Genomic DNA, 11,842 nt, shown 5'->3' with positions numbered 1-11,842 from the left:
TCCCATCTTTTTTTGTTTATAAGAGTAGGAGATCACCTGAAGGAGGAAGATGCATGTTGTATTTTTTTGGCGTGATGGCAGGGAAGCTTGCTGGAACGGCCTCTCAAATAATCGGAATGAACGGAACAAGCCTTCCAGGCAAAGTGGGGCGTTTGTTTGACGGAGCGATGCTTCAAAAGCTGGCACGGCAGGTGGATGACATTGTGATCGTGACAGGTACGAACGGCAAAACCACCACAGCGAACCTGTTATCTCATATGGTTTCCTATGGGCAACGCCGTTACCTTAACAACGGGGCTGGATCCAATTTAATCACAGGGATCACATCTTCTTTTATTCATGAATCGGATCTGCGGGGACGCATTAAAGATAAGGATATTGCAATCCTTGAAGTAGACGAAGCCACAATGGAGCGCGTTTTAGCCTACGTCACCCCGAGCGTCATCGTGGTGACCAATTTCTTCAGAGACCAGCTTGATCGGTATGGTCAGATTGAGAACATTGTTGATAAAGTGAAAACCTCCATTGCTCCTCACAAAACAAAACTCATCCTGAATGCAGACGACCCGTTTGCTATGCGGTTGTCTACCCTCGATTGCGACATTTCCTACTTTGGATTACAGAAAAACAGTTACACGTTTCCCTCTCAGACGATGACGGATTCAAAGTTTTGCCTTTGTGGTCACCCATTTTCCTATGATTATGTTCACTATGGTCAGCTTGGATATTACCACTGCGAGAACTGCGGGTTCAAGCGCCCGACTCCACAATGGGAAGCCACGCGCGTGACCGATACGCCAACGGCCTCTGTAACGGTGAACGGGAAAACCTATCATTCCTCCTTAAAGGGTGCTTACAATGCTTACAACATTCTGGCTGCGATCGCGGTTGGAGAAACGATCTCTCTTTCTAGAACGAGCATGAAAAAGGGATTAAAAAGCTATACGGCTGAAAATGGACGGATGCAGCAATTTTTCCTTTACAACAGCCCGTTAACGTTAAACCTTGCCAAAAACCCGCAAGGCGTAAACAGCACGCTGTCGGATTTCCTTCAGTCAAAAGAGGATAAACAAATGGTCTTCTTTTTGAATGATCTTGATGCGGATGGGAAAGATCCTTCCTGGATTTGGGACGCGGATTACGAACATGTCAACCGAAGTGATGTGAAGCGGGTCATTTGTTCTGGCATCAGAGCTTATGACATGGCCATTCGGATTCTCTATGCGGGTGTGCCGAAAGAACGAATCCTCGTCCTCCCTTCCTACCAGGAGGCGATCGATGAAATGGCTCGGGTTTCCTTGGAGACGTATATTCTCAGCAATTACACCCCTCTTGAAGAGGTGAGGAAGTTGTTGCTTAACCATGAAGACATTAACACAGATAACAGGGAGTGGGTCTGATGAGGTATAGTCTTGATTTGCTGCATTTTTTTCCTGACCAATTAAACCTATACGGAGACGGCGGGAATATCACGATCGCCAAGAAGCGTTGCGAATGGCGCGGGATACAGTTTCGCCTCCACCAGGTAGAACGGGCGAGTGATGCGGATTTATCGAATGCGGACCTCTTCTTCATCGGAGGTGCGAGTGACCGTGAACAGGCACTCGTCACAGATGAGCTCCAAAAAATCCGTAGTGATTTTAAGGCGGCGATTGAAGACGGGGTGGGCGGACTGACAGTGTGCGGTGGGTATCAGTTCCTCGGTTCTTACTACCAGCTTTACAACGGAGAGAAACTCGAAGGATTAAATCTTCTTGATTTTCATACGGTTTCCCGTGTGCCTGATGCGACGAATGTGAAAAAACGACTGATCGGGGACCTTCATGTCGTCAACCCTCTCTTCGGCCGTATGATCGGATATGAGAATCACGGAGGCGAGACGTTTCATGATTATGACGTGCTCGGCGATGTGGTAAAGGGATACGGAAACAACAAACGAGACAAAAAAGAGGGCCTTCACTATAAAAATCTGATCGGAACCTATATGCATGGCCCTCTGTTTAGTAAGAACCCGCGTATATGCGATCATCTCATCCTGAAAGCGATGGAACGAAAGTACGGCGTCACAAGCCTTGAACCTCTCGATGATACGTTTTCGAAAGAAGCGAGCAAACGGTTGTGGAGTCGCTGCATTTCCTGACCCCTTCATTTCGACGAAGGGGTTTTTTATGTTTTTTCACCTCCTTTTTCCTACATTAGGTATGATGGAGAGGATAAAACCAGAAAGGATCGCGATTGCACATATATCTTAAGAGAGGGAGATGGATCGAATGACTATCACTTATGAAGGGTTGAAACGAAAACAAGAAAAGGAAATGAATGATTTCCCCATGGTGTTCGCTTTCAGCAAACAACAGTTTGAAGAGGGAATGAAAAAACTGGGGTTGTCTCCAGAGGACGCGGACCAGGTCGCATCTTTTGGATATAACGGGTTTATGCGAAAATCAGATAAGGAATCGTTCTCTGAACTTCTCCGTCGGCACGACATGGAAATGAAAGAAGCGATGGATGAAGACTCGACAGGTGAAGGGTTTATCTTCGAAATGTTTGATTATGAACTATGGAACCATGAGTACGGTTACACGGGCGAGTTAGGTAGACAAGCGGGAATCCTCGGTATTTCAATGCCGAGATGAAAGCGACCATATGTTGGGGTTGATTTCTTTTTTCGACGTGATAAAAACAGCTTTTTCCACATATACTATATGTATGAAATAAGGAGGGTAAGCATGGCCACCAAGACGAAGTCGGTTTTTTTATACGGAAATCCAACGAAGGTTAAAGGGGAGCGTTTCCAAGAGACCCAAAAAGCTTTTACCGCGCTTGTAAACTTCTTTATAAACGAGATGATTCAGGATGAAACCTACACACTTGATCTCCTGAATAACAACCCTAAGTCTCCTCGAGTCAGAGGGCTTGAGAAAGCGAAACGGCATACCCATCCCCTTGGTTCTGCGTACGGACAAAACGCCATAGATTACGCTGTTAAAGAACTTCATAATCATCTAATTCACATCAAAAACAAACTATACGGGTACGTCGTTCGTCACGAAGAACACCTTAAACCCTACCTTCAGTCCATCGGACTGTTCCATGCGTGCATACGGGATGAGGATGAATTGGAAACCCTTCAAAAGCTCATTCAAAACGAACGGGATAAGAAAAAACCTAAAGAGGAAACCCTTCAATTCTATCAAGATCTGCTTAAAACCTTACTAAGTTTCTCGGAGGAGGAACGACGCCAGCACCGAGAAGACGTTCGGATGCTGTATCGGGAAAAACTCGAAAACTGGAAACTTCCTTTTGTTAAAAAGGCAACCGTACAACTGGACACGCGAGTCTGTTCGCTCGAAAAATCAGAGGATACTACTAGTGATTATGTCCTCCAAGTGAAGTTGCTGGGGAGTTCAAAATGGATCGAAATGCCCGTAACGGGCAGCCGTAGAGGGGTAAGACGATTGGACCAGTATAAAACGGGCTCTCCCTCGTTTTCCCTTCGGAATGGAAAACTAAAGGTAACCGTACCGTTTAAAAAGAAAACGAGAACCTATAAACCAAAAACCGTGATCGGTCTGGATGCAGGAATAACCGATTTATTGTATTCCTCAGAAGGAGAACAATACGGTAGTTTCAAAGGGATGGACCATTTTTATAATGAAAAGGTGCAGCCGAAGCTTCACATGCGTTCTAACCTTCGAAATAAAATGCGATCCTACCAAAAAGAGCTGCACAGGGATGGGGTTACAGAAGAACGTGAAACTGTCTTACGTGAGAAAATCCATCACATGGCTTCCATGCTAAACGGGCAGAAAAAGGTGTCCAAATGCCGACGCGTCTATGCCCATGAGGTGAATCGCAGGCTAAACAAGGCTGTAAACGGAGTGATGAAAACCGTTCAAAACCGAAAGGTTTTGGTGGCGATGGAATCGCTTGACCTGACAGAATTCGATCGAGGGAAAACAAGCAACAGACGAGACTCCTCCTGGATCAGAGGAAAACTAATCGGGAAACTGCAAGAAAAACTCGATTGGAAGGGAATCGCTTTTAAAGAAGTCGACCCTGCTTATACGTCTAAAGCGTGTCCTGTTTGTCATCATATTGACGATCGTAATCGAAACGGAAAGATGTTTGAATGTACCGTGTGCTTTCATACGTCTGATGCGGATTACAATGCCAGCGTCAATATCGCCCTTCGGGCTCTAGACGTGGAACTAGAAAAGATTACACAGGACTATGCCTATCAAAAGAAAAAACGCCATGATCGAATCAAGGCGTTGTATCGAAAACGGCATAAGATTTATTTACAGAAGTTATCGGCTTAATTGCTGGTAACCATATGAACCTCTTATCCTGATAGATCAGGAGACAATCTTCGAGATACCCGTAAGGGTCAATCCGAAGGTGCTACCCTTTGTTTCTCGGTTGAATGCGTTGCTTCTGTACGGACGGTTCGATTGAAAAAACAGGGGATGCTCGGTATTTCAAATGCCGAGAGGTTCACCTATGATCGAAATGGCCATAGAAGATAACCCTCTTTTTGAAGTCGACGATTATGAAATGAAGCAAGAAGCGTGGTCGATCTATACGTACTACACGATGAAACACTTTAAGGAAAAGTACCCTCATGATGAGATTCGCTTCATGATGGGGGCGGATCTTCTCGGGGATATCGGGAAAGGGGAGTGGAAATACGGGGATGAACTCGTAGCAGAAAAGAGGGAGTCTTCTGGCCAAAAATGATAAAAAACCCGCTGATCAGCGGGTTTTTCTGGTTAAAAGGGAAGCTCGTCTTCTGTGATTCCTTCAGCATAATACGCTTCTGCTTCTTCCATGTCGATGTGGGCTTGATCGATTTCCTCTCGCATCAATCTCATGTTTTCTTCTTTTTCTTGAGGTGTTAATTCTCTCTTAGGTGGTTTTTCCCATTCCTCTTCTCCAAGCGTGGCATAGTGTTCAATCACACCTTCTCCTTCCTGGAAAGAGGAAAGATCGACTTTATAATCTTCATCAAAAGCTTGTTTCAGTTCAGGGTACGAGGTCTTTAATTCGACACAAACGGTATCAAACGTGTCCTGGTAAACCGAGGTACAAAACCCCGCCTCCACCGTACGATCAAGCAGTGTATCAACCATATGGGAAACGTTTTGAAGGTGTCTGATTTTGTGACTCCAGCCGTTCAGATTTCCTTCTAAATACCACTCTGCCATCAATAATTTCTTCATTGTTTCCGCCGCATTGTGTTGCGTAATGATGAATTCCACCCCATCCTCTCCCATTCTTCGTTTATAGTGGACTAGATACTCTTATGATACATCTCTCTGATAGAAATAGAGGAAATAGACGTCTGTTTTTTTCCGAACAACATAGGAGGAGATTGAAAAAAAGAGATGCCAGAAGTCATCTCTTTTTTAACGTTTATTTAATTTAGCCAATAGTCTCAGGATTTCTAAATACAACCAGATCAGGGTGACCATCAGGCCAAATGCCCCGTACCATTCCATGTATTTAGGTGCATCCGCTTCCGCACCTCTTTCTATAAAATCAAAATCCAACACGAGGTTCAACGAAGCCACGATCACGATAGCGAGACTGATCAGAATCCCGATTGGGGACGCATCGTGTAAGAACGGAATTTGGAATCCAATCAACGAACCAACAAACGAGAGGAGGTAAACGATGAAAATGCCACCTGTGGCTGCCATAACCCCTAACCTGAAGTTTTGGGTAACTCGAATCCATCCTGACTTGTACACAATTAATAGACTAAATAAAACGGCAAAGGTGATCAACACAGCCTGTATGACAATTCCTCCGTATTGGCTGTTGTAGCTTGCGGATACCCCTCCTATAAACAGCCCTTCCAGCAAAGCGTATAGAGGTGCTGATAGTGGAGAAGCCGATGGTTTAAAGATCGTAACGAGAGCCACGATCAATCCTCCTATCGCTCCTATCAGCATGACAGGGTAAGCACTTGTCGGATTCACGGAAAACAGATTCCAGGAAATCATGCTCGTAAGAAATACAAGCAGGGCCAGAACCATCGTTTTATTCACGGTTCCCTGAAGCGTCATGCCGCCTTCTTTTCCATACTTTTTCATAAATACTTCATTTTTTAAAGCTGGGTTTCCAGATCGCATCCCATCACTCCCTCTTTTTTAAATAGTTTATTCGAAAAAATCGTCTTCCTTTGAAAATGATCGGTCTTTTTGGCATCATTTTGTCCGTTTAGTATGAACAAGAAACAATCGAAATAGAACAGGATCAATCGTATTTCACAAGCGCTTCTTTGAAATTCCGTATCCCGCCTTTTGGTTTGTCCACGTCTCCCTTGTATCGCGGGATCAGGTGACAATGGGCGTGGAATACAGATTGTCCAGCCTCCTCCCCGCAATTCCATCCGATGTTGAACCCGTCTGCCTGGAACCGTTCTGCAATATAGGCTCGGCATTCATGCAGCAATTCGAGAATGGCGAGGACCTCATCCTGCGACAGCTCAAAATAATGCTCTCGGTGTGCTTTTGGCACAATCAACACGTGGCCTTGATTTACAGGAAATTCATCGTAAAAGGCTTTTGCGTACTCGTTTTGGAAAATCACTTTTTCGGTATCTTTCTCACAAAATATGCACGTCATCAGATTCCCTCCTCTTGGCAGATGATTCGTTCTTTCCCTGCCGTTCCCCTTATTCTTTATTATATATGGAAACGCATCTCTTTCGTTGCTGAAAAACTTCTAATTTTTTATACTTCCTCCCGAATGTTCGTCTATCAAACATAACCTAGAGTACCCTTCCTGATGATTATGTCATAAAGGGACCTGTTGGGGCCATGTATCGTTGCCTCGGAAATGCCGTTCCTCGAGAACTGTCCTCTGCATTATGCGAACAAGTTGCTATGCTGGAATTTTCTCAGGCCGAAGCTATCTATTAACCCCAAAACTCACGAGAACTCTCGTGAGTTTTTTCATCAGAATGAGAGGTAGGAAGATCAGGAAAGAAGAGAAAAAGAGGTTTATATAAGGCTAAAATAGGGGGATACCACATGGGTGAAAGCAGGCGTTATTGGGTTCTTTCGCTACTGTTTACGTTGCTGTTTTTATGCGGGATAGGGGTCGTTGAGAAATTAGAAGGAAGTAAAATCAAAACAAGCGAGCATCTCGAGTTTGGCATCGGCCATCTGATGGTTGGCTCAATGATCAGTTTTGTTATTTTTGCCGCACTATTGCTTCCGCTATCCCTTATACTGCGAACCCTTCTCAGCAAACTCCTTATTTATACAGGGATCGGGTTCCTCATCGGGAAATGGTTTTTCCACTTCTGGTACTACGATCCTTTCGTGAAATCGTACGGACTCGAAGAAGGGACGTCAATCATCGTTTTTATGGGTGTCGGGACCGTTTATGCGTATCTTGAACACTATGTATCTGCTTATCTAAAATCTTCGCAAACGAGAGAATCGGAGGATGCACATGAACGAAAAGAAGAGTGACCTTTTTGCTAGATACCGATACGACGAAGAAACAAAGGAGCTCCAGATCGAATTCCATTCTGGGTATCATGTCTACCGTTACCATGATATCCCAAAAGATGTCGTGGAGTCTTTTTTGCGGGAAGGCAGTCATGGAGCGTTTTTCAATAAGAAAATCCGCAATCGGTACACTTGTGAAAAAGTGGGTGTCAAAGAAGAGTACGAGAGGAATCCACATTATGCCTTCCTGAAATAAGCTGGGGCCTTAGAAAAAACGGCCTTTTTTTCCTTTCTGTTAAGATATGGCCTATACTAGAAGGGAAGAAAACAGAGAGGGGTTTGCGATATGAAATTCACGGATCATTACAGAGTAGGAGAATTCAGAAATGATGTGGTTAAGGTTACAAAAGAGGGGCTCCGCGACATAAAAGGCGGCAGAAAAATCGAAACGTACGAGGACATTGTGAACAACTTAGAGGATGAAAACGTCTATGAGGAGTTCAAATGGGCGCTTTGTAACGTCGCTGAGATTCTGATTAACGCGTTTGTGGAGTGGAAAGGCATTGTTGCCAGCGACTACGCCGAAGCCCCGATCAGCGAGAGTGCATTCGATTATAGGGACGGGGTTGTTCACGTGGTGGGAAAGGTTCACTTTCGAAACAATGAAATCGACGGGATCGAAGAACCATCTTTCCACGCGGAATATGAATTGAAGTTAGATGAATTTCATAACGATGCTGTCATCGAGAATCTGATCGAACAGGTTGGAGTAAATCTTGAAGAGCAAACAACAGCGATGGCATCTTAAAGAAGAAAAGGAATGATAAAAGTTCTGTCCCAGCGGGCGGAACTTTTTTCTGTTCTCCCCATTCTAATCAACGCCTGGAGATGGCACAACAGAGGGGTTCCCCATTGATGCAATGATGGATGCTATGAAAGCATCAGTCACGTTTCACTAATGGATTCCATAATGATCTTCATTCCTTTTCTTCTTACCGTGTATAGTCCTCCCCTTATCGTTTTGCTATATTACGAATACGGAAAGAGGAAGGAGAGATTCGATGAAAGAATGCAATAAATGCGGAAAAATGAGTTACCGAGTCCAGGATGGGGACTACAATCAGTTTCACAGCATCAGGGTTACCCACGGGTATCCGAGCGATTATGACGGGGAGAAGTGGTCATTTGTGTTGTGCGAGGATTGCATCGTATCGTTTACAGAAACGTTTAGAGCAAAACCTGATGTAGACGAGTACCTATAAGAAAAAGTGAAGCGAGTTCATTCGCTTCACTTTTTCTTTGGTTGGAATTTCGGGTTCTTCGTGACTTCTTGTTCGATGTCACGTTTCAGTTGATCCAGTTCTTCTTCTGAGAGAGGAACCGATGAATCAGGTTTGATTCCGTGTGCTTCCAGCTGTTCCCCTTTTGCAGAGTGGAATCTGCACCAACACAATTTATGCATTTGGATGTGAGCGCCAGAAAATACAATCTCTGTGATCCCTGTAACCAAAAATCCCTCACGTCTGCCCATAAAGCTCATGTGAACTTTATTGAATCGCTTGTGGTGAAGATGGATGCTTTCAAGATGAATCATGAGTGTCCCCCGTTCCACCCGTGGCGGATCAAACGGGTAAGTTTTTGCGAAAAGTTCACTTGTATAGACGTACGCTTCTTTCCAACCGCCCGTAAATTCACGAACGACTTCCCCATTCTCCCACAAGAAAACAGGCTTTGGTTTTGCTGCCCCGCCGCCTTTTTTTCCTTGTATATCAAGACCAAGGTGACGGGTCATAAATTTCGTCGCATTACGGTAGTTTTTAAACACATCTTTCATCCTGAAAGAAGGGGTATTCTCGTTAAAGGCCAGGAATTCATCCATCGTATCTAAAAGCATCGGACTGATCTCTTCTTTATCGTAGAGGTAGTCTACCATTTTATATATGCCGTCTCGGTTTTGGATCGCAAACCGATAGGAAACGCTGATGATCCCCTGTTCTTCCCGTTCTTTTCGATGAATGATCGAGGAACACGACACACCGAGATCATCGCTCAGGTGCTGATGGATTCTTTCCATATCATCGCAACTGCCGCTATATGCAATGCGGTGTCTTGTTTTCCCTTGCTCATCGTAAGAGAAAAACGTTCCTTTTGTTTCAAGATAGCCTCGCAGGAAGTCGGGGTTCAGATCCGCTCCCTGAAAGAGAGATGTTTCATCCACGTATCGAATAACCTCTTTGTCTCTTGATTCAATAATGGCGAGCGGGGACCAGTCTCCCGTCTCCCGTTCATAAGCTATATAAGGAATACTGTGTTTTTGAAGCGCGTCCTCCACAAAACCTGCGAGAATCAGGTGAGTGGAACTGAAATATAGAATAGGGGTTCCTTCTTTATAGGATAGATGTCCGTCTCCATACAGGAGTCCTCTGATGTAATCGGAAAACATAACGCTTACCTCCTTGCTTTTCTAGTATACCCCAAAGGTCAACCACAAGAAAAAAGCAGCCGCAGGGGCTGCTTAAGATCGGTCATACTGTTCGTATATGGCTTCTGCGATGACTTTCGGTAACTGATCATCATGGCATAATTCTTTCATCACATCACCCATCTTTCGTTCCGCCTGTGGTCCGTCAATGTCAGCGAATTGGCTGTCGTTCTCAAATTCTTCTTTAAATTTCATTTTTAAGATTTCATATTCTGGAGTCTCTGTTTTCACGCTGTACAAATCGAGCAGAAATTCAGAAAGGTTTTCTTCCTGTTTATCTTGCCATTCTCCATTTGCACGATCAAAGGTCATATCAACCATCGCAAATAACGCATTTTTCACAATACCGCTTAATGTTTCTTTCATCCAAATTCTTCCTCTCTTTTTATAAATTTTGCAACGTTCGGTCCGCCTGTTTCACCAGAAGCAAACGGGTCTTAAACGGGAGTTTTTCCAAACGGTACGGATCATCCGCTTCATAGAAACATTCATCGCACCCTGAATCAACAGTGTCCATAAAGAACGACTCGAGGGCTTCCTCTTTTGTGCGGAGGAATTCTTCAACTTTCCCTTTTTCTTCATCATTTATCGCGCCCGACAAATAAGAATCTCCGCAATGGGGGCATTCCACGTGGTGGCGTCGTTCCGCAATCCCTTTTTCCAACAGGAAGGTTTCGAGTGCTGCCTGTTTTTCAGGATTATGTGATTCTTTCAATTTCAGGTGGATCCCATGAATATAGTGGCGATTCGGTCTGAGGTCACCAAGGAATCGATCCATTTCAACCTGTTGTTCTTCCGTCAGAAACGACGCTTCTTTTAATTCAGGGTAGCGATGCACCCCGAGAAGTTCTGGGAATTCTTCGAGTTTCATTTCTTTCGCTGCTTCCCCGATCTCGTAAGCGAGACTCCTGATCTCCACATTGTAAATCTCTTGTTGCAAAGCCTCAAGTTCTTTCCTTGAGTACATTTTTTTCAACTCGTTCACATCCACTGTTTCAAGGGTATCCCGCAAGGTTTCGTAAGCATTCAATATGACCTGTTTATCCACCGTGATTCTCCTCTCTGGTGTTGTTTCCCTTAGTATAGCAAGAAAAGAGAACAGGGGGCGAAAAAGCCACCTTGAGATCAAACGATGGGCTTGCTATTAAAAAAACGATGAAGGGTTATACCCTTCATCGTTTCACTTTTTTTGATCCAGTTTCTTTTGGTACAGCGGGTGATGTTTCACTTTTTCGAACGCTTCTTCTACCGAAATGGATTTGGAGTATTCGTTTCGCAGAATCCCTTCGTTTGGATAATATTCAGTATTTCGGCTATAAAAATCCATCTCTTCCTCTGAATAAAATTCCACGGCTCCGATATACCAGCCCGCTGCCGATTGAAGGCGGACGTTCGGCACGACCACCTCATCTGCTGAGACATCGTTTCGGTCGTATTGGCTCCAGCTTTCGCTCCATCTGCTTCTGAGACTCATCGATATCATTTCCCTCTCTTTTGTTTCTCTTATTATAAACGAGCGAGCAGAAGAAAAGGAAAAAACGGACGCTAGGTCCGTTTTTTCACATATTCGATATAGGCCTCTGTCGGTCGGAAGAAATGGGACAGGTCCGATTCGCAAAAGGAACGAAATAGTGGACAATTAGGACAACGCCACGAATCGCAAGGGAAAGGGAGAGGTGTTTCTTCTGAAATCGGTACAGATCTCTCAAACAATGCGCTGCAATCAGGACACGTGTAGGAGACTGCACAGACAAAAGAACCATCTTCACATAAGCTGCGCAGATATCGAACGGTGTCCCCTTCTTCCAGCAGAGAGTCTGTCCATTGATACGGGTTTCGTTTAGTTTCTGCGTTCACAGCTTCCGTCAACGAGCGGGGGAATATGCGCGTCCCC

Annotated in this window: 16 protein-coding genes; 9 read left to right on the top strand and 7 right to left on the bottom strand. The window is 44.5% G+C overall.

The features are described from left to right. The first annotated feature begins 53 nt into the window (after positions 1–53). The 5 genes from IMZ31_RS19135 to IMZ31_RS19115 all read left to right on the top strand — a co-directional run bounded on the left by IMZ31_RS19135 (position 54) and on the right by IMZ31_RS19115 (position 4,740). Positions 54–1,400, top strand: coding sequence for a MurT ligase domain-containing protein (locus IMZ31_RS19135; protein ID WP_207531128.1), 1,347 nt, complete (start codon positions 54–56; stop codon positions 1,398–1,400). Further along, positions 1,400–2,140 (top strand): type 1 glutamine amidotransferase, encoded by a 741-nt coding sequence (locus IMZ31_RS19130; protein WP_207531127.1) that lies wholly within the window; start codon positions 1,400–1,402, stop codon positions 2,138–2,140. The genes IMZ31_RS19135 and IMZ31_RS19130 overlap by 1 nt, the downstream gene beginning before the upstream one ends. 130 nt (positions 2,141–2,270) lie before the next feature. Further along, a complete protein-coding gene (locus IMZ31_RS19125) occupies positions 2,271–2,636 on the top strand; it encodes a DUF7659 family protein (protein ID WP_207531126.1) in 366 nt (121 codons plus the stop codon). Between the two features lie 93 nt (positions 2,637–2,729). Continuing rightward, a complete protein-coding gene (locus IMZ31_RS19120; RefSeq protein WP_207531125.1) occupies positions 2,730–4,322 on the top strand; it encodes an RNA-guided endonuclease InsQ/TnpB family protein in 1,593 nt (530 codons plus the stop codon). A 181-nt stretch (positions 4,323–4,503) separates the two neighbouring features. Further along, positions 4,504–4,740: a nicotinate-nicotinamide nucleotide adenylyltransferase gene (locus tag IMZ31_RS19115; protein WP_242705747.1), complete on the top strand. Its 237-nt coding sequence runs from the start codon at positions 4,504–4,506 to the stop codon at positions 4,738–4,740. A 32-nt stretch (positions 4,741–4,772) separates the two neighbouring features. Here IMZ31_RS19115 and IMZ31_RS19110 read toward each other — a convergent pair whose 3' ends face one another. The 3 genes from IMZ31_RS19110 to IMZ31_RS19100 form a co-directional block, all read right to left on the bottom strand. Then, positions 4,773–5,261, bottom strand: coding sequence for a hypothetical protein (locus tag IMZ31_RS19110; protein ID WP_207531123.1), 489 nt, complete (start codon positions 5,259–5,261; stop codon positions 4,773–4,775). Between the two features lie 147 nt (positions 5,262–5,408). Continuing rightward, positions 5,409–6,137, bottom strand: a complete 729-nt coding sequence (locus IMZ31_RS19105) for a Bax inhibitor-1/YccA family protein (RefSeq protein WP_207531122.1) — start codon at positions 6,135–6,137, stop codon at positions 5,409–5,411. Positions 6,138–6,261: 124 nt separating this feature from the next. Further along, a complete protein-coding gene (locus IMZ31_RS19100) occupies positions 6,262–6,633 on the bottom strand; it encodes an HIT family protein (RefSeq protein ID WP_207531121.1) in 372 nt (123 codons plus the stop codon). 407 nt (positions 6,634–7,040) lie between these two features. Here IMZ31_RS19100 and IMZ31_RS19095 point away from each other — a divergent pair, with 407 nt between their 5' ends. The 4 genes from IMZ31_RS19095 (at position 7,041) to IMZ31_RS19080 (ending at position 8,728) form a co-directional block, all read left to right on the top strand. Next, a complete protein-coding gene (locus IMZ31_RS19095) occupies positions 7,041–7,487 on the top strand; it encodes a hypothetical protein (RefSeq protein WP_207531120.1) in 447 nt (148 codons plus the stop codon). Further along, positions 7,468–7,722 carry a KTSC domain-containing protein gene (locus IMZ31_RS19090; RefSeq protein ID WP_207531119.1) on the top strand — a complete coding sequence of 85 codons (255 nt, stop codon included), beginning with the start codon at positions 7,468–7,470 and terminating at the stop codon, positions 7,720–7,722. Before IMZ31_RS19095 ends, IMZ31_RS19090 begins: the two co-directional genes overlap by 20 nt. 90 nt (positions 7,723–7,812) lie before the next feature. Beyond that, positions 7,813–8,274 (top strand): hypothetical protein, encoded by a 462-nt coding sequence (locus tag IMZ31_RS19085; RefSeq protein WP_207531118.1) that lies wholly within the window; start codon positions 7,813–7,815, stop codon positions 8,272–8,274. Positions 8,275–8,527: 253 nt separating this feature from the next. Continuing rightward, positions 8,528–8,728: a hypothetical protein gene (locus IMZ31_RS19080; RefSeq protein WP_207531117.1), complete on the top strand. Its 201-nt coding sequence runs from the start codon at positions 8,528–8,530 to the stop codon at positions 8,726–8,728. 26 nt (positions 8,729–8,754) lie between these two features. Here the strand turns inward: IMZ31_RS19080 and IMZ31_RS19075 are convergent, their stop codons facing one another. The 4 genes from IMZ31_RS19075 to IMZ31_RS19060 form a co-directional block, all read right to left on the bottom strand. After that, on the bottom strand, positions 8,755–9,909 hold the full coding sequence (locus IMZ31_RS19075) for a hypothetical protein (RefSeq protein ID WP_207531116.1): 1,155 nt from the start codon (positions 9,907–9,909) through the stop codon (positions 8,755–8,757). Positions 9,910–9,981: 72 nt separating this feature from the next. Continuing rightward, entirely contained in the window at positions 9,982–10,314 is a 333-nt protein-coding gene (locus IMZ31_RS19070; RefSeq protein WP_207531115.1) for a hypothetical protein, read from the bottom strand. Between the two features lie 19 nt (positions 10,315–10,333). Beyond that, positions 10,334–10,996, bottom strand: coding sequence for a hypothetical protein (locus IMZ31_RS19065; protein WP_207531114.1), 663 nt, complete (start codon positions 10,994–10,996; stop codon positions 10,334–10,336). Between the two features lie 132 nt (positions 10,997–11,128). Continuing rightward, a complete protein-coding gene (locus tag IMZ31_RS19060) occupies positions 11,129–11,431 on the bottom strand; it encodes a hypothetical protein (RefSeq protein ID WP_207531113.1) in 303 nt (100 codons plus the stop codon). Between the last annotated feature and the right edge of the window lie 411 nt (positions 11,432–11,842).

Source organism: Pontibacillus sp. ALD_SL1, assembly GCF_017355605.1.
Note: the sequence above shows the minus strand (reverse complement) of the source record. Positions and strands in the feature narration are given on the sequence as shown.